Consider the following 18,894-nt stretch of genomic DNA (forward strand, 5'->3'; position numbering starts at 1 on the left):
AATCGACCTGGTTTCGTTTTCTAAATAATATAATAAGGAGGCAATTATGATTTATTTTGATAATAGTGCTACTACTAAAATCGATGAAGCTGTTTTAAATACCTATCAAAAAGTTAGCGAAAACTATTGGGGGAATCCATCTAGTTTGCATAACTTTGGGGAAAAATCATTTAATTTGTTACAACAATCACGAAAACAAATCGCAGATCTTCTTGGAGTTTTACCAAGCGAAATTTATTTTACAAGTGGTGGAACTGAGGGAGATAATTGGGCTATTAAAGGAACCGCAATGGCTAAGCGCTCGTATGGAAAACATATTATTACTACGCAAATTGAACATGCAGCAGTTAAAAATTCAACATCAACGTTAGAGGAGCTAGGATTTGATGTAACTTATTTACCTGTTGACTCAGAAGGACGTGTTTCTGCTAAAGATTTGGAAGCAGCTATTCGTCCTGATACGATTTTGGTATCGATTATGGCAGTTAATAATGAGGTGGGTTCTATCCAACCACTAGATGAAATTGCAAAAGTATTGGAAAAATATCCCAAAATTCATTTTCACGTGGATGCAGTTCAGGGAATGGCTAAAGGAATTCACGACTTGATTTTCACTGACCGAGTTGATTTTATTACGTTCTCTGGGCACAAATTTCATGCCCCTCGTGGAATTGGATTTATTTATGGAAAGAATGGTCGCCAAATTAGTCCATTAATGGATGGTGGAGGCCAAGAGCGTGGACAACGGAGTGGAACCGAAAATCTCCCAGCAATTGCAGCAATGTCCAAAGCAGTTCGAATTGTTAAAACAAATGAAGCCAAAAGAATTTTATCAGAACAAGCAATTCGAGAAAAAATTTATAATCACATTAGTAAGTTTGATAAAGTTAAAGTTTTTTCAAAGTTAAATCAAAATTTTGCTCCGCACATTCTTTGCTTTGCCATTTTAGGAGTAAAGGGAGAAACAATTGTACATGCCTTTGAACAAAATGGAATTTATATTTCAACAACTAGTGCTTGTTCTTCTAAAAAAGGCGTTACATCTGGTACACTAGATGCAATGGGAATTCCACAATCAGAGGCTAAAAGTGCAGTTCGTGTTTCTTTGGGGGATCACAATCGGCTAAATGAAGCAGACGAGTTTAACTTAATTTTTGATAAACTGTATAACCAATTCAAAAAGTTAAGTTAATTATTTTTATAGAAAAGAAGTGAAAATTTGGAATATAGTGAAATTATGGTTAGATATGGTGAGTTATCTACCAAGGGAAAAAATAAACGTGATTTTATTCGCCAATTAGGTAAAAATGTTCGAGATGTTTTAACCGAATTTAAGGGAGTTGAGGTTGAAGCACAAAGAGATCGATTACATGTTATTTTAAATGGGAATGATGCCAATCAAGTAATGGATGCAGTTGGTAAGGTCTTTGGAATTGAGACTTATTCGCCAGTAGTTAGATTGCCAAAGGATGCTACACTTGAAGATATTCAAAAGGCTGCCCTTGAAATGATTAACGACCAATATGAAGTTGGTCAAACTTTCAAAATTACTACTAAGCGTCAGAATAAAGACTATCCGTTAAATACTTATGGCGTTGATAACGGAATTGGTGGATATATTTTAGATAATATTGACGGAATTAATGTTAAAATGAAAAATCCAGACATTGAACTTCGAGTTGATGTTCGCTTAACTGGAATTTACTTATCAAGCATTACGATTCAAGGTTCGTTAGGTTTGCCAGTCGGAACTGGGGGACGTGCTACGATGATGTTATCTGGAGGAATTGATTCTCCAGTTGCTGCTTATATGGCAATGAAACGTGGGGTTAAGGTTGATATGATTCATTTCTTCAGCCCTCCTTATACTAGTCAACAAGCACTTGCAAAAGCCAAAGATTTAACGGCTAAATTAGCTGCTTTTGGTGGTACGATTGACTTTATTGAAGTTCCTTTTACTGAAGTGCAAGAGGATATTAAGGAAAAGGTCCCAGAAGGCTATTTAATGACTATTCAACGTAGAATGATGTTACGAATTGCAGCAGCCATTACTTTAGATCGTCATTGTAAAGGAGTCTTTACTGGTGAATCATTGGGTCAGGTAGCTTCCCAAACTATTGAAAGTATGCGTGTAATTAATGAAGTTACTTCATTACCAGTTTTACGTCCTTTACTTTCGCTTGATAAAACAGAAATCATTAAGATAGCTCGGGACATTGATACTTATGATCTTTCGATTATGCCATTTGAGGATTGTTGTACAATTTTTACCCCACCATCTCCTAAAACAAAACCTGATTTAGAAAAAACGATTAAGTTTGAAAAAAATATTGACGTAGATGGTTTGATGGAAAAGGCGCTTGAAAATTTAAAGATCACCAAAATTAAAGTTGGTGATGATTATTTAAATGCTCAAAAAGATGTGTTTGCAGAATTATTATAAAAATTTTAATAGTTGACGAATTCTAATTTGTTGAGTATTATTACTGTAAATATAAATGCGTTGAGCAAGAGGATTAGGACTAATGCTTTTTAGCGAGAGAACGACAGTGAGAGGTTCTTATGATAGGTACTAATTGTAGCTTGTGAGCAGATATAGTGAACTAATAATAACTATGTTCGGTACGGCCGTTATTCGTTTAAAGTTGGGATTATAAAAAATAGTCCAAATTAGGTGGTACCGCGAGCATTCGTCCTATTTCATAGGATGGGTGCTTTTTATTTAAATTAAATGAGGTGTTAATATGTCAAAAGAAGTAGAAATGTCAACAAAATTCAATCCCCAAGAAGTAGAAAAGGGAATGTATCAAAAATGGGTTGATGCTGGAGTATTTAAGCCTAGTGGGGATCCGAAAGCTAAGCCATATTCCATAATTTTGCCACCTCCAAATGTTACTGGTAAATTACATTTAGGGCATGCTTGGAATACCACCTTGCAAGACATGTTAATTAGACAAAAACGGATGGAAGGCTATGATACTTTATGGCTTCCAGGAATGGATCATGCTGGAATTGCGACCCAAGCAAAAGTTGAATCTATGCTTCGTGAAAAAGGAATTTCTCGGTACGATCTTGGTCGGGAAAAGTTTATTGAACAAGTTTGGGATTGGAAGGATAAATTTGCTGATACAATTCATCAACAATGGGCTAAGTTGGGACTTTCACTAGACTATAGTCGTGAGACCTTTACGCTTGATGAAAATGTATCTAAAGCAGTGCGAAAAGTTTTTGTTGATTTATACAATCAAGGATTAATTTATCGTGCTAAATACATTATTAACTGGGATCCACAAGCACGAACAGCTTTATCAGATATTGAAGTTGAGCATAAAGATGATAAAGGTGCATTTTATCACGTTAAATATAAGTTTGCGGATGGCACCACTTTTAATGGCAAGGATTATATTGAAATTGCAACTACCCGTCCAGAAACTATGTTTGGAGATACTGCAATTGCAGTTAATCCAAGTGATGATCGGTATAAAGAGTTAATTGGAAAAGAAGTAATTGTTCCATTAGTAAATCGAAAAGTTCCCATTATTGCAGATCACTATGTTGATATTGAATTTGGAACTGGAATGGTTAAAATTACGCCTGCTCATGATCCTAATGACTTTAAAGTTGGAAAACGACATAATCTTGCTGAAATTAACACGATGAATGAAGATGCTTCAATGAATGAAAATGCTGGTAAGTATGAAGGCATGGATCGCTTTGTTGCACGAAAAGCAATGGTTAATGATCTTGAAGAGCAAGGATATATGTTACGAGTTGATCCAATTGTTCATGCCGTTGGTCATTCAGAAAGAACGGGAGTGCAAGTTGAATCACGACTTTCAACCCAGTGGTTTGTAAAAATGAAGCCATTAGCTGAAGCAGCTATGAAAAACCAAGATACGGATGACGCAGTTAATTTTGTACCTAAACGTTATGAACATACTTTTAAACAATGGATGGAAGACGTTCATGATTGGTGTATTTCACGTCAGTTATGGTGGGGGCATCAAATTCCAGCTTGGTACAATAAAAAAACTGGGGAAATGTATGTTGGAGAATCAGCCCCTGAAGATGCTGAAAATTGGGAACAAGATCCAGATGTTTTAGATACTTGGTTCTCATCAGGATTATGGCCTTTTACAACAATGGGATGGCCAGATGAGAATTCTGAAGATTTCAAACGCTATTTTCCAACATCAACTTTAGTTACTGGTGATGACTTGGTTTTCTTTTGGATTTCAAGAATGATTTTTCAAAGTTTACATTTCACTGGTCGTCGACCTTTCAAAGATGTCTTACTTCATGGATTGATTCGTGATCAAGACGGTCGGAAAATGAGTAAGTCGCTTGGAAATGGAATTGATCCAATGGATGTTATTGCTAAATATGGTGCCGATGCATTACGGTGGTCATTATCGACAGGAACTACTCCTGGACAAGACGAACGTTTCAGTTACGATAAAGTCGATGCTTCTTGGAAATTTGTCAATAAAATTTGGAATGCTAGTCGTTACGTAATTATGAACTTAGGTGATATGGATGCACCAAAAGTTCCTAATGAGAATGAATTAAATCTTTCAGATAAATGGATTCTTTCACGTTTAAATAAAACGATTGCACACGTTACGGAAAACTTTGATAAATATAATTTTGGTGAAGCTAATCGGACTTTATATGACTTTATTTGGAATGACTTTTGTGATTGGTACATTGAAATGAGTAAGGAAATTCTCACTGGTGATGATGAACAAGCTAAAGCGAAAACTAGAAATGTTTTAGCATATGTTTTGGATCAATTCTTACGGCTTTTACATCCAGTTATGCCATTTGTAACGGAAAAAATCTGGTTATCAATGCCTCATGAAGGCGACTCGCTAGTTACAGCTGCTTATCCATTGGTAAACCATAATCTAGTTGATGATAAAGCTGAATCAGACATGGAGCACTTAATTGAAGTAATTAAAGCCGTTCGTAATATTCGAGCTGAAGCTAATGCTCCTTTAGGTAGTCCAGTTGATATTTTGGTTAAAACTAAGGATGCTGACCTCAAAGCAGTCTTGGAATCGAATCGAGAATATATTGATCGTTTTGGTCACCCAAGTAAGCTTGAAATTGGAAATGATATAACGGTTCCTAATTTATCAATGACTTCAGTTATTACTGGTGCTGAAATTAGTATTCCACTAGCTGAATTAATTGATTTAAATGATGAAGCAGATCGTCTTGAAAAAGAAGTTCAAAAATTTGAAGCAGAAGTCAATCGTGCCAAACGCAAATTAGCAAATGAAAAATTTGTTAATAATGCTCCTTTAAAAGTTGTTGAAGAAGAAAAGGGAAAGCAAGCGGACAATGAAACTAAATTGTTAGCTGCTAAGCAACGTTTAGCAGAGATTAAAGCTGCTCTTGAAAAATAAAATTAAAAAGTCTAGCTGAAAAGCTGGGCTTTTTTTGGAGGGATTAAATAATTGTTAAAAAATTATGATGAAGCAGTGGCTTATATTCATTCACGACCACGAATTAGGAAAGAAAAAACACAAAGGCGAATTTTGAATTTGTTAAATAAGTTGGGAAATCCCCAGCGTCAAGTTATTACTGTTCATGTGGTAGGAACAAATGGTAAAGGATCAGTTGTTGCTTATTTAATGAATCTATTAAATGGAATTGAAAAAAAGGTTGGAACTTTCACATCCCCATTTATGATTCGCTTCAATGAACGTATTAGTATCAATGGAAAGCCAATTTCAGATGAACAGCTCTTAGCTTTAGTTAATCAAATAAAACCTGTAATTGAAGAAATTGATAACACAAATGGTGAATTTGGACCTTCTGAATTTGAAACAATCACGGCTTTAATGTATCTTTATTTTTCCCAACAAAAAGTTGATCTAGCAATTGTTGAAGCTGGAATTGGTGGGGAATCAGATTCTACTAATGTAGATGATAAATCTGTTATGACTATTATTACAACAGTTGGAATGGACCACATGAAGTTATTAGGAAATACTATCTCAGCGATTGCTCATACTAAAGCTGGAATTATAAAATTCCAAACGCCTACTATAGTTGGGGATGTTCCCCAAGCTGCTTTAATTGAAATCGAAAAAGTGGCAACTAATAAAAATAGTCAGTTGGTTGTTGCTGGGCAAGATTATGAAGTTCAGAAGATTAATCAACATTGCTTTGCTTATCAAGACGAAAATCTAGATATTACTCAAATTAAAACTAATTTGTTAGGAAAATTTGAAATGGAAGATGCTGGAATTGCAATTGCGGCTTTTATTAAACTAAATCAGCTTAGATTTAAGTTACCAGTTGACCAAATTGTAGTGAATGTTAAAACGGAAATTCAAAAAACAGTTTGGGTTGGTCGAATGGAACCAATTAAAAAAAATCCACTAACGATTATTGATGGTGCCCATAATGTTCCTGCGATTCAAAAACTAAAGGAAAGTTTGCAGGTGTATTCAGATTATCAAATTGATTTAGTCATAGCAGTTTTTGCAGATAAACAATATCAAGCAATGATATCAATTTTAGAAACTATGCCCAATGTCAATTTGTATTTAACTTCTTTTATCCCGAATGAACAAAGAAAAGTAGCTGATTTTAAACTTACTGATGTAAAGCAAGTTCAATATCGGCCAAATTGGAAAAAGTTAGTTTCGGAATTGATTGCTAAAAATGCATCGCAAAAGCGAAAAATGATTGTAATTACTGGCTCACTAATGTTCATTTCTGAGGTAAGAAAGACAATCTTAAAAAATTAAGAAAAAGCTAAACTTTTGAATGTTAAATTAGAACTTAAATAAATGTACATTATGGTATACTTAAGACATTAATATAAAAAATTAAAAATAAATAATCATAAAAGGGATGAACGTTTTGTTAGGTTTAGGAAATAAAAACATTGGTATCGATTTAGGTACTGCAAATACATTAGTATACGTGGATGGTAAGGGAATTGTACTTCGAGAACCTTCTGTGGTTGCTAAAAATACTAATACTGGCGATATTGTGGCAGTTGGAAATGAAGCTCAAGCAATGACTGGAAGAGCTCCGGCTAGTATTGAAGTGATTCGTCCTATGCGAGATGGGGTAATTGCTGATTATGATACAACCGTTTCCATGCTTAAATATTACATAGAAAAGGCACTTGGTGGGCGTGGCAATCGTCCTTATGTGATGATTTCAGTTCCAAGTGGCATTACAACTGTTGAAAAGCGGGCAGTTATTGATGCTGCTCGAGTAGCGGGAGCACGAGACGCTTATGTGATTGAAGAACCATTTGCTGCTGCCGTAGGTGCTGGTTTACCAGTAATGAATCCAACTGGTAGTATGGTTGTTGATATGGGTGGTGGAACTACTGATGTAGCAACTATTTCACTTGGAGGAATTGTTTCTTCTCGTTCGGTAAGAATGGCTGGAGATAAATTAAGCGAAGCAATTGTTTCTTATATTCGTAAAAATTATAATTTATTAATTGGAATTCCTAGTGCAGAAGAATTGAAAAAGAACATTGGCTCTGCTTCCATTGAAAAAGCTAAAGAAATGCAAGGTGCAACGGTTCGAGGGCGTGATTTATTAACTGGATTACCTAAATCAACCGAAGTAACTGCTGAAGATGTTGCTATTGCAATTCATGAAGATTTATTAGAGGTGATTGGGGCAGTTAAAGATACTTTAGAAGCAACCTCTCCAGAAATTGCTGCTGATGTAGTTGATCATGGAATTGTTTTAACTGGTGGTGGTGCTTTAATCAAAAATTTAGATGAAGTAATCGCTGAAGCTACTCAAGTACCTGTTACTGTTGCTCAGGATCCATTAGACTGTGTAGCAAAAGGAACTGGTGAATCACTTAAAAGTATTGAAGTTATGAAGAAAAAATAATTCATGATAAGCGGGGTTGACCCGCTTATTTGTCTTATGGTTTTATTGGGGGATTTTTATGCATAAGTTTTTTTCTAGCCGTAACTTAGTTATTTTCGTGGTTTGCTTAGTAGCAAGTGTCGGTTTAATTGGTGGAACCGCAGCAATTAGAAATAATCGAGCTACTCCAACCTTTATCCAAACAATTGGAAATGATGTAGTTGGACTGGGTGATCGAGTAATTGCAGTTCCAGCTAATGGAATTGGTAAGCTTTTTGGTTCAGTTGATAATTTAATTAATACTTACCACGAAAATAATTATTTAAAATCAAAGGTACGTAGTTTACAAACAACTGAGGTACGAAATGATGCGTTAAGTAGGGAAAACAAAGATTTAAAGCAACAATTACATTTAAATAAGACACTTACTGGTTATCATTCTATTAATGCTGCTGTCCTTTCTCGCACTCCGTCAAATTGGCAACAACAACTCATTATTAATAAAGGTTCACTTGCTGGAATTAAAAAGAACATGTCTGTGATGGTTGATAAAGGTTTAATTGGACGAATCGTTGAGGTTAATAAAACTAATAGTAAAGTTGAATTAATTACGGATAGTGGTGATTCAGCAAGTCATTTTTCTGTTCAAGTACAGGGTAACAAAACGATGGTGGATGGCTTAATTTCAGGTTATAATAATGGAAATGACGAGCTAGAAATGGGAAACTTGACTGCTAAAGATAAAATTAAGCGTGGTTCTAAGGTGATGACTAATGGACTTGGTGATGTAACACCAAAGGGACTTTATGTCGGTAAGGTAACTGGGGTTTCTAGTGCTGCTGATGGGGCTTCTGAACAAATTAATATTAAACCGGCAGCTGATACTAGAAATATAGATATAGTAACTGTGATTAGTAAAGAATAGTAAGGGGAGCATTACATATGTTGAAAAAATCTAGACATCGATTGCTCTTTATTATTGGATTATTTATTTCTTTTTATTTGGAAGGTACGTTAATGCATGCTTTCCCCTACTTACTAGCTGGCAAATTTCCAATGGTTCCTTATTTGACAATTACTTGGTTAATTTTTACTGTCTTATTTAGTGATGGAAGTCAAAATCTTCACATCTATTGGTGGGCTTTTGGAATTGGAATTCTTTATGATTCCTATTACGTTGGTGTTTTAGGTATTTATACGGTTATTTTTCCTGTTGTAATTCTAGTAACGAAACTGATTTTAGAGTATGTGGATGAAAATATTTATAGTTCAATGATGATTTATTTAATTGATATTATTATTGTATTAGTATTGGGGTATACTGGCGGAAGAATGAGTCATTTAGTTTACTTTTCAGGAATTCATTTTTTTGCTTATGCATTTGGACCAACTTTATTACTTAATCTAGTAATCTTTTTGGTACTTTATTTTCCAATCAGTTTGTTATTTGATAAGTATAAAGAATAGGAGCTAATTGATTTATGAAGAGTGTTATATTAAAGGGAACTCAAAATGGATTTGAAATTATCTTGGATGATGCCGCTAGTTTTTTAGACATTGAGCGTGAATTTACGGATCTCTTAGGACAACTAGCTAAAGATTCAGATAATTCTGAAAAAAAATCAATGAAGTTTGATATTGTTACTGGAAACCGAGCACTGTCAGTTGAACAAAAACAATCATTACGTGATATAGTAAATAAAAGAGATCATCTAGTAATTAATGAATTTAAAGCCGATGTAATGTCAAATGATGAAGCTTATCATTTGCGCGATGAGAATCGAGTGACTATTATTGATCAAACCATTCGTAATGGTCAAGATTTGAAAATTAAAGGCGATGTCCTTTTCTTGGGTAAAATTCATGAAGGTGGAAAATTAATTACTAATGGTAATTTGTTTTGTATGGGAAATGTTGAAGGAATTGTACAAGTTGGCTTTCCCGTTGATGAATCAAAACTAGCTGTTGGGAATTTTCACAATGCTCAACAAGTTCGAATCGGTGAACAAATTGAAATTATTGCAGATAAAAATGAAGAAATTTCAGAGAACTTAAGAACAGTTGTTTATGTTAATGGATTGCATTCAATTTCATATAGCAATTTAGACAATATCAAAGAAATTAGTCCTAAGTTCTTTAGTAGAATTGGAGGAATGTAAGAATGGGTGAAGCCATCGTAATTACATCTGGTAAAGGTGGAGTAGGTAAAACAACTACTTCTGCTAATCTTGGTACAGCCTTGGCCTTAATGGGTAAAAAAGTTTGTTTGATGGATTTAGATATTGGTTTACGAAATCTTGATGTGGTTTTAGGTTTAGATAATCGTATTATGTATGATATTGTTGATGTTGCCCAGCAAAGGGTAACCTTAACTAAAGCATTAGTTAAAGATAAACGATTTGGCGATAATTTTTATTTACTTCCAGCTGCACAAAATACTGATAAGAATGCTTTATCGGAAACGGAAGTTAAGAAGATCGTCGATGAATTAAAGCCTCAATTTGATTATGTCTTAATTGACTGTCCAGCTGGGATTGAGCAAGGATTTTTAAATTCCGTTGCTGGGGCTGATTGTGCAATCATTGTGACTACACCTGAAATTTCAGCAGTTCGTGATGCTGATCGGATTGTAGGATTATTAGAAAAACATCCAATGAAAGAAGCACCGCGGTTAATTATTAATCGAATTCGTCCTAATATGATGGATAATGGTGAAGTAATGGATGTATCTGAAATTACACATCACTTGGGGATTAAATTACTGGGAATTGTAATTGATGATGATCAAGTGATTGCAACTTCTAATCATGGTGAACCAATTGTTTTAAATCCAGATAATCCTGCTTCTGAAGGGTATCGAAATATTGCTAGAAGAATTCTTGGGGAAACAGTGCCCTTAATGCAAATTAAGGAGCAAAAACAAAGTTTCTGGACAAAGCTTAAACGGGTATTTAAGTAATATGTGATTAATTCCTTAGAATAAAATCTAAGGAATTTTTATTTTGGGGGAAAATATGCAACAAGAGATAGCATCAGGAGTTCATTTTAATTTTGAAAAGCAAAATAAGTTCAAAAACGTCGCCATTTCAGTTGATTTTATGGAACCATTAGCTAGTGATAATTTAGCAAAACGGACTATGGTCGCTGAAATGATGGAGAACTATAGTGCTAAATATAATTCTAAACTTAAAGTAGCCCGTAAATTAGCAGAATTATACGGAGCACGTTTCGGTACCAATATATTTAAGGTTGGAAATATGGTTGCCCTTCGAGTGGTAATTACGTTTATTAATGATCAATTTTTGCATGATGAAATTAATTTAGTTAAACAAATCGGAGAATTTTTACAAGAAATGATTTTTCGGCCGAATTTAAATGCGGATGGAATTTATCCGGTAGCACTTTTTAATTTGCAGCGTGATAATTTAGTTGATTATTTGAATAATCTTAGTGACAATAAGAAGTATTATGCTGCACGACAAACTAAAAAATTATATTTTGCGAATGATCCCTTAAATGCTAAGTTAATTTTTGGTGATGTTCAGGAATTAGCAACAATTTCTCCCCAAAAAGTAGCTAACTATTATCATGAAATGATTAAGCAAAATGAAATTTATATTTCTGTGATAGGTTCTTTAAATAAGCAACAAGTTACAACCATTAAAGACCACTTTAATTTTTCAGCAAGACCATCTTTAAGGGTTAAAATGCAGACAAATATTTCTAATCAGCCAATTAGAGAGCAAACTCAATTAGCATCCCAGAAACAGTCACAATTTAATTTGATGTATGATTTTCCTGTTAATCTTAAATCAGACGATTATTATGCAGCTTTGGTCATGAATGCTTTATTAGGCGGATCAGCAACCTCGTTGTTATTTTTAAATGTTCGAGAACAAGCCAGTCTTGCTTATTATATTTCAAGTAGTTTTAATTCCACTATGGGATTTTTAATGATTCAAAGTGGAATTGATGGTAATAATGTAGAAAGAGTAAAAGGTTTGGTTAACGACCAAATTGATAGATTAAAAAATGGTGATTATACTGATAGTTTATTAGATAAAGTTAAAACTTCCTTAATATCAGGATATTTAACTACCTTTGATAGCGAACGAAAATCTTTAAATGATCTTTTTATTAAATCATTAGTTGATAATCAAGTTAATAAAACCGATTGGATTACAGCTGTTAAATCAATTGATAAAAAGGCAGTTGCTAAAGTGACGCAAAAATTAGCTTTAAAATCAGTCTTTTTATTGAAGGGGGAAAAAGATGCATAAAATTCATTATGAACAGTTCGATGAAGATGTTTATCAAGCCACCCTAAAAAATGGGTTGCGGGTAATTATTAATCCTAAGCCAAGTTTTAATTCAACTTATGCAAGTTTATCAGTTGAATTTGGCTCAATTAATACTTTAATTAAGGATAATCAGGAAATTAAGCAGCTTCCAGCTGGAATTGCTCATTTTATGGAACATAAATTATTTGATAAAAAGGGCTATGACAGTAGTGATTTATTTGCTGAATTTGGAGCTGAAAATAATGCATTTACTAGTTTTAATCAAACTAGCTACCTTTTTTCTGCAACCACCGATTTTAAACAAAACTTTAAAAATTTAATTGATTTAGTTGAAAACCCATACTTTGATAAGCAAAAAATCAAAAAAGAGCAGGGAATCATTGGACAAGAAATTATGATGTATCAAGATGACCCTAATTCACGAATTTATTTTGATACGATTGCAAATTTATATAATCATTCTCCACTAAGTTTGGATATTGCTGGAAGTGTAGAGTCAATTTTTAAAATTACCCCAGAACAACTTTATGATACGTATCGACAATATTATGTACCAAATAATATGACTGTGGTAGTAGTTGGAAATATTATCGTCGAAGAGGTTATGAGTGAATTAGAAAACCATTTTTCAATGAGTGATAAAAGCGATACAGTTACTGAATTAAAACATTTAGTAAATCAAAAAATTGAAGCTGCCCCTGTCATTCCATATACAGAAACTACAATGGGAGTCGCTACTCCTAAAGTAGGACTTGGAATTCGGGGTCCCCAGACTAGCGTTTCAGGAAAAGCAGCTGCCCGTTATGAATTAGCTTTAGGAATGTTTTTAGAGTTAATTTTTTCAGAAGATTCAGATATTTATCAACGTTTATATGCTGATCAAGTCATTAATGATTCATTTGGCTTTGACTTTGATATTGAGTCCGGCTATCAATTTTTGATTTTTGCTGAAGATACTCAACAAATTAATAAGTTTTGTGATACAATTTTGGCTAAAATTAAAGATTGTTTGGATAATCCTAAGCAAATTAAATCACAATTTAAATTAATTAAAAATGAAGAAATTGGTGATCACTTTGCACTAATGGACTCAATTTCTGGGATTGCTAACCAAATGGGTGATAGGCTAAATGAATTTACAAATGTTTATGATGAAGTTGAAATTATCAAAAGGCTAACTTTTTCGGAAATTTTAGCTGTTGCTAAGCACTTTTTTAAAAATAGTCAAACCACAATTAACGTTATTAATTAAGTTAAACTAAACTTTTTCCGAGTTTTATTGTGATATACTGACATTAATTAAATGAATTGGAGTTGAAAAAATGACTGAAGAAAATTCAAACCCTCAAATAAATATTGGGGAAAAACTTAGCTCTGCCAGAAAGAAAGCAGGACTCTCAATCGATGCTATACAAAAAGATACTAAAATTCAAAAAAGATATTTAGTAGCTTTGGAAAACAATGATTTTGCGGCTCTTCCTGGTAAGTTTTATGTTAGAGCTTTTGTTAAAGCATTTGCTAATGCAGTCGGACTAGATGGTGAAAAGTTTGTTCACCAATATCTTCCAGAGGAAAATCTTACGGGAGAAGTTAAAACAGATGCTCAACCAGTTGAAAATGAAGCTCCCACTAATTCACGAGTAGTTAAGCCAAATAGCTCAGTTTCAGAAGCTAAAAGTAAGCTTGACTTACGAAAATATTTACCAATTGGTGTAATTGTGGTAATTGTAATTATTGTGTTGGTGGTTGTGGGATTTGCCGTAGTTAAAACACATAATGATAGTAGTAGCGCTGCTCCAGCAAATTCAAAAGTGACGGTTTCTAATGAAGACGAAAAAAAGAAAGCCAAGCCAAAGGCAGCTCCTAAGAAAAACACTTTGAAAAAGGGTGAAACTAAAATTACAGCAATTAAAAATAGTCCTTCTGATTTTACTGTTCAAACGGGTGACGAAGCATCTAAGTTAGAATTAGGTGCCACTCAAGTTGCTAATGCAACGGTTAAAGTTAATGGTAACCAGGTTTGGGCTGGAAGTTTAACTGCTAATGCTGGTCATTCAGTTGATTTACCTAAAGATACTAAAGAAGTTAACATTTCGTTGAGTAATGCTCCAATTTCTAGTGTTAAAGTAAATGGTAAAGCAGTGATAATGTCAGCTCCAGCGCAAGGACAAAGTGCTACTCAAAGAGAAATGAATCTTAAATTTAGCAATTAAATTTGTGATAGAATAACGATCTGTTAAAAAATAGGTCGTTTTTCTGCTTTTTACATCAGAAAGGAACTTGAAAAATGAATTTACCCAATCAACTAACCATGTTTAGAATTTTCTTAATTCCAGTTTTTCTGCTATTGTTAGCAGTTCCAATGGATTTGGGAAGCGTAGTTATCTTAGGAACTTTAATTCCCGTAGCACAATTATTGGCGGCGCTAGTGTTTATTGTGGCTGCCTTAACTGATTTTGCTGATGGTCAAATTGCTCGTCGGCAACATTTAGTTACCAATTTTGGTAAGTTTGCCGATCCTTTGGCTGATAAGATGATTGTAATGACTGCGTTTATTATGCTTGTAGGACCAGGTAGTGAAAATGTAGCTGCATGGATTGCTGCAATTATTGTCTGTCGTGAACTAGCAGTTACTGGATTACGTCTAATTATTGTACAAAATGATGGAGAAGTTGTTGCAGCAGCTTGGTCTGGCAAAGTAAAAACTTTTTTTGAAATGATTACTATCATTATTCTTTTATTAAATAACGTTTGTTTTGCTAACTTTGATTTTCCAGCTGGCCAAATTTGTTTATATATTTCTTTAATTGCAGCGGTTTATTCCGGAATTGAATATTTTTACAAGAATCGCAAAGTATTTTCTGATTCATTTTAATAAAGGGGGGTTTTACCATGAATGCTGAAATAATTACAGTGGGAACTGAAATTTTGCTTGGGGAAATTGTCGACACTAGTGCTCCGTTTATTGCTCGTCGTTTGGCTAACCTTGGCATTGACGTTTACTTTGAAGATACTGTTGGTGATAATTATAATCGACTTGAATCAACCATTAATTTAGCGGAAAGTCGTAGTGATTTAGTTGTTTTGACAGGAGGACTGGGACCAACTGAAGATGATATTACCAAAATTTCTTTAGCCCAACATTTAGGCCTAGATTTAGTGACTGATCAAAAAGCATTGAAAAAAATTAATGATTTTTATGCTACATATGCTTTAGGAAAGCCAAGTAATGCCGACATGATGGCTCAGTACATTGAGGGAGCAGAAGTATTACCAAATGAAAAAGGTTTTGCTGTGGGCATGTTTTTAAAAACTGATGCTTGTGATTATTTGGTATTACCTGGACCACCAGTTGAAATGCAAGCCATGTTTACTAGCTTTGCTATGCCAATATTAGCTAAATTAACGAATGGAAATTCGTTAATTGATTCAAAAGTCCTTCGTTTCTTTGGAATTGGAGAAACTGAATTAGAAAAAGACTTGAAGACTTTAATTGATAATCAAACTAATCCCACTTTAGCCACTTACGCTAAACGTAATGAAGTAACTTTACGAATTACAGCTAGTGGGAAAACGAAAGCTGAAATTAATACTTTGCTGGATAATATGGAAAAACAAGTTTTAGCAATTGTTGGTAAATATTTTTATGGTTATGGTGATAATAATTCACTAGAAAAAGTAGTGGTTAATTTATTGAAACGCAAAGGGTTAACCATCACTGCAGCAGAATCCTTAACAAGTGGGATGTTTCAAAGTCGTATTGGTAATGTAGCTGGAGCATCAGACGTTTTTCCTGGTGGATTTGTAACTTATTCTGCAACAACAAAGGAACAACTTTTAGATATTCCTGTAGCAATTATTAACGAATATGGAGTAGTTTCAGCAGAAACGGCTGAATATATGGCTAAAAATGCTAAAGAACAACTAAAAAGCGATGTAGGAATTTCATTTACAGGAGTTGCAGGTCCAGATAGTCTTGAAGGTCATCCAGCTGGCTTTTTCTGGGTGGGTCTAGCATTACCAGATGGAAAAGTAATTACTAAAAGTGTTAATTTTGCTAAAGCACGTAATGAAGTTCGTGATTATGCGACCAAAACTGGATTTAAATTAGTATATGATAATTTAAAGTGATTAAGAAGAATAACAGAAATGTTATTCTTTTTTAAGATACTTAGTTGACACTTAATTTTTTTAACATTAAACTTAATAAGTAGTTGATTTTTAAATTAACTTTAAATTACAGATTAATTAAGTGGTACGGAGGTAAAATGATGGTTTTTACTATTATTGGAAGCGCCGCTATCGCTATAATTGTTGGATTTTTAATTGGCAAAAATACTCATAAACGAGTAGTTGAAAAGAAATTAGATGCTGCTCACAAGAATGCTAATGATATTATTTCTGATGCTGAGAAGAGAGCTAAGAGCGCTTTAAAGGAAGCTACTTTAGAAGCCAAGGAAAATGGTAATGCTTATCGTGCCAAGGTGGAAAAAGGGCTTAAAAAGCGTCGGGCAGATCTTCAACGTCAAGAAGATCATTTGTTAAAACGTGAAGAATTATTAGATCGTAAAGATCGAGCATTTGAAAAACGCGAAGATAGTCTTAATCGTCAGGAAGAAAAGATTAGCAATGAGAAAAAAGTCTTGGTTAAGAAGCAACAAGATGCAGATGCACTTATTGAAAAAAGGCAAGCAGAAGTTACCAGGGTTTCTTCACTAACTCAAGAAGAGGCTCGTAACTTAGTGATTGAAGAAACGAAAAAAGGTCTTGCTGATACTAGAGCGCAAATGATTAAACAAAATTACGAGGCAGCTAAAAAAGCTTCTGCCCGTGATGCGAAGAATTTAATTGTTGAAGCGCTGCAACAAAGTTCAGCTGATATTGTTTCTGAAACTACTGTGTCAGTTGTGACTCTTCCTAATGATGATATGAAGGGTAGAATTATCGGACGAGAAGGTCGCAACATTAGAACCTTTGAAACACTTACAGGAATTGATTTAATTATTGATGATACTCCTAATGCAGTTGTTTTGAGTGGTTTTAACCCTGTTAGACGCGAAATTGCTAAAATGGCCCTTGAAAAATTAATTAAAGATGGTCGGATTCATCCCGCTCGCATTGAAGAAATGGTTGAAAAAAGTAAAAAGGAACTCAATCAATTGATTCAAGAAACAGGAGGGAATGTAATTTTTGATTTAGGAATTCATTCCATGAATCCAGATTTAGTTAAATTAGTTGGACAGTTAAAATACAAGCTCTCTTATGGGCAAAATGTATTATCTCGTTCAATTCAAGTTGCTAAGTTAGCTGGAGTTTTTGCAGCCGAATTAGGTGAAGATGTTACTTTAGCAAAGCGTGCTGGATTATTGCATGAGATTGGAAAAGCAGCTTCAAACGGAACGGATGAATCTTATGTTGATGCTGGAGTTGACATTGCTAAGAAATATGGCGAAGATTCTGTAGTGATTGATTCAATTCGTTTAGGAAATCCAGGCAGTGAGCCACATAGTATGGTAGCTGAATTGGTAGAAGTTGCTGATCGAATTTCAATTGCTAGACCGGGAGCCAAAAGCGATTCCCTTGAAAGCTTTGTTCATCGTTTAGAAAAACTTGAAGATATTAGTAACAGTTTTTCAGAAGTGGAAAAAAGTTATGCAGTTCAAGCCGGACGAGAAATTAGAGTGATTGCACAACCAAATAAAATTTCTGATTCACAAGCCATTGTTTTGGCCCGTGAGATCAAAGACAAGATTGAGGATGAGATGGATCATCCTGGTCATGCAAAGGTAACCGTTATTCGTGAAACTCGTGCAGTTGATTATGCAAAATAAAAAAAGACCCATAGTGGTCTTTTTTTATTTTGCTTTTTCCATGGTAAAATAGAATATATAAGTAAATTAGAATGGCGGAGAAAAAATGCAAATTTTATTTGTTGGTGATGTGGTTGGTGATTTAGGTATGAAAATGGTAAGTCAGTATTTACCGTTGCTCAAAAAAGATTTAAAACCTCAGCTTACGATTGTAAATGGAGAAAATGCAACTAAAGTAGGTCGGGGAATTAATGAGCGACTTTTTAAACAAATTATGAAAGATGGGGCTGACGTAGTTACTTTAGGTAACCATGCTTGGAATAATCCAGAAATTTTTGAGTTCATAGATAAAACCCAAAAGTTAATTAGGCCGCTTAATTACCCAGGACAAAAGGTTCCAGGTAAAGGTTATTGTGAATTGAATATTAATGGAGTTAAAGCAGCTGTAATTAATTTACAAGGCCGAATTTTTATGGAAGAAACGGACGATCCGTTTGCCAAAATTGACAATTTGTTAAGCCAACTTCAAGAAGAAAAGACAAAGGTGATTTTTGTTGACTTTCACGCTGAAACTACTAGTGAAAAAAAAGCTATGGCCATGTATTTAGATGGAAAAGTTTCAGCGGTAGTGGGAACGCATACTCACGTTCAAACTAATGATGCTCATATTTTGAAAAATGGAACTGCTTTTTTAACCGATGTTGGCATGACTGGTCCTGATGATGGAGTAATTGGTATGCAATATGAACCAGTTATCAATAAATTTTTAACTTCTCGGCCTAATCGTTTTGAAGTTGAGACAAAAGGTGACGGAATTTTGTCGGCATGTTTAATTGATGTTGATAACCGAGATGGACATGCTAAAAAAATAAAAACAATTATGATTAGTAAAAGTCATCCCTACCAGAATTAATAAGGAG

General features: G+C 34.1%; 16 protein-coding genes and 1 other annotated feature. All 16 genes read left to right on the forward strand.

All coding sequences use genetic code 11. From position 1 onward, the window contains the following. Positions 1-46 precede the first annotated feature (46 nt). The 16 genes from AC0GLY_RS02545 to AC0GLY_RS02620 all read left to right on the forward strand — a co-directional run bounded on the left by AC0GLY_RS02545 (position 47) and on the right by AC0GLY_RS02620 (position 18,887). The gene (locus AC0GLY_RS02545) at positions 47-1,192 is read left to right on the forward strand and encodes a cysteine desulfurase family protein (protein WP_496611975.1); all 1,146 of its coding nucleotides are present in this window, start codon (positions 47-49) and stop codon (positions 1,190-1,192) included. Between the two features lie 27 nt (positions 1,193-1,219). Then, on the forward strand, positions 1,220-2,443 hold the full coding sequence (gene thiI, locus AC0GLY_RS02550; RefSeq protein ID WP_496611976.1) for a tRNA uracil 4-sulfurtransferase ThiI: 1,224 nt from the start codon (positions 1,220-1,222) through the stop codon (positions 2,441-2,443). A gap of 51 nt (positions 2,444-2,494) precedes the next feature. Next, positions 2,495-2,701: a binding site (T-box leader), on the forward strand. 43 nt (positions 2,702-2,744) lie between these two features. Continuing rightward, positions 2,745-5,411, forward strand: a complete 2,667-nt coding sequence (locus AC0GLY_RS02555) for a valine--tRNA ligase (protein WP_496611977.1) — start codon at positions 2,745-2,747, stop codon at positions 5,409-5,411. 51 nt (positions 5,412-5,462) lie between these two features. Further along, a complete protein-coding gene (locus AC0GLY_RS02560; RefSeq protein WP_496611978.1) occupies positions 5,463-6,764 on the forward strand; it encodes a bifunctional folylpolyglutamate synthase/dihydrofolate synthase in 1,302 nt (433 codons plus the stop codon). A gap of 115 nt (positions 6,765-6,879) precedes the next feature. Beyond that, positions 6,880-7,884: a rod shape-determining protein gene (locus AC0GLY_RS02565; protein WP_496611979.1), complete on the forward strand. Its 1,005-nt coding sequence runs from the start codon at positions 6,880-6,882 to the stop codon at positions 7,882-7,884. A gap of 58 nt (positions 7,885-7,942) precedes the next feature. Beyond that, complete coding sequence (gene mreC / locus AC0GLY_RS02570) at positions 7,943-8,788, forward strand: rod shape-determining protein MreC (RefSeq protein WP_496611980.1); 846 nt, start codon at positions 7,943-7,945, stop codon at positions 8,786-8,788. 17 nt (positions 8,789-8,805) lie between these two features. Then, the gene (mreD, locus tag AC0GLY_RS02575; protein WP_496611981.1) at positions 8,806-9,330 is read left to right on the forward strand and encodes a rod shape-determining protein MreD; all 525 of its coding nucleotides are present in this window, start codon (positions 8,806-8,808) and stop codon (positions 9,328-9,330) included. 14 nt (positions 9,331-9,344) lie between these two features. Next, positions 9,345-10,022 carry a septum site-determining protein MinC gene (locus AC0GLY_RS02580; RefSeq protein WP_496611982.1) on the forward strand — a complete coding sequence of 226 codons (678 nt, stop codon included), beginning with the start codon at positions 9,345-9,347 and terminating at the stop codon, positions 10,020-10,022. Between the two features lie 2 nt (positions 10,023-10,024). Next, on the forward strand, positions 10,025-10,822 hold the full coding sequence (gene minD / locus AC0GLY_RS02585; protein ID WP_496611983.1) for a septum site-determining protein MinD: 798 nt from the start codon (positions 10,025-10,027) through the stop codon (positions 10,820-10,822). A gap of 55 nt (positions 10,823-10,877) precedes the next feature. Then, positions 10,878-12,143, forward strand: a complete 1,266-nt coding sequence (yfmF, locus tag AC0GLY_RS02590) for an EF-P 5-aminopentanol modification-associated protein YfmF (protein ID WP_496611984.1) — start codon at positions 10,878-10,880, stop codon at positions 12,141-12,143. Beyond that, complete coding sequence (gene yfmH, locus AC0GLY_RS02595; protein WP_496611985.1) at positions 12,136-13,416, forward strand: EF-P 5-aminopentanol modification-associated protein YfmH; 1,281 nt, start codon at positions 12,136-12,138, stop codon at positions 13,414-13,416. The genes yfmF and yfmH overlap by 8 nt, the downstream gene beginning before the upstream one ends. A 70-nt stretch (positions 13,417-13,486) precedes the next feature. Then, entirely contained in the window at positions 13,487-14,377 is an 891-nt protein-coding gene (locus tag AC0GLY_RS02600) for a helix-turn-helix domain-containing protein (protein ID WP_496611986.1), read from the forward strand. A 74-nt stretch (positions 14,378-14,451) separates the two neighbouring features. Further along, on the forward strand, positions 14,452-15,039 hold the full coding sequence (gene pgsA / locus AC0GLY_RS02605; protein WP_496611987.1) for a CDP-diacylglycerol--glycerol-3-phosphate 3-phosphatidyltransferase: 588 nt from the start codon (positions 14,452-14,454) through the stop codon (positions 15,037-15,039). Positions 15,040-15,056: 17 nt separating this feature from the next. Then, on the forward strand, positions 15,057-16,295 hold the full coding sequence (locus AC0GLY_RS02610) for a competence/damage-inducible protein A (RefSeq protein ID WP_496611988.1): 1,239 nt from the start codon (positions 15,057-15,059) through the stop codon (positions 16,293-16,295). 140 nt (positions 16,296-16,435) lie between these two features. Continuing rightward, the gene (gene rny, locus AC0GLY_RS02615) at positions 16,436-17,995 is read left to right on the forward strand and encodes a ribonuclease Y (protein WP_496612235.1); all 1,560 of its coding nucleotides are present in this window, start codon (positions 16,436-16,438) and stop codon (positions 17,993-17,995) included. Between the two features lie 85 nt (positions 17,996-18,080). Continuing rightward, positions 18,081-18,887 (forward strand): TIGR00282 family metallophosphoesterase, encoded by an 807-nt coding sequence (locus AC0GLY_RS02620; RefSeq protein WP_496611989.1) that lies wholly within the window; start codon positions 18,081-18,083, stop codon positions 18,885-18,887. Positions 18,888-18,894: the final 7 nt, after the last annotated feature.

This window comes from Fructilactobacillus sp. YLN 2507 (genome assembly GCF_059614085.1).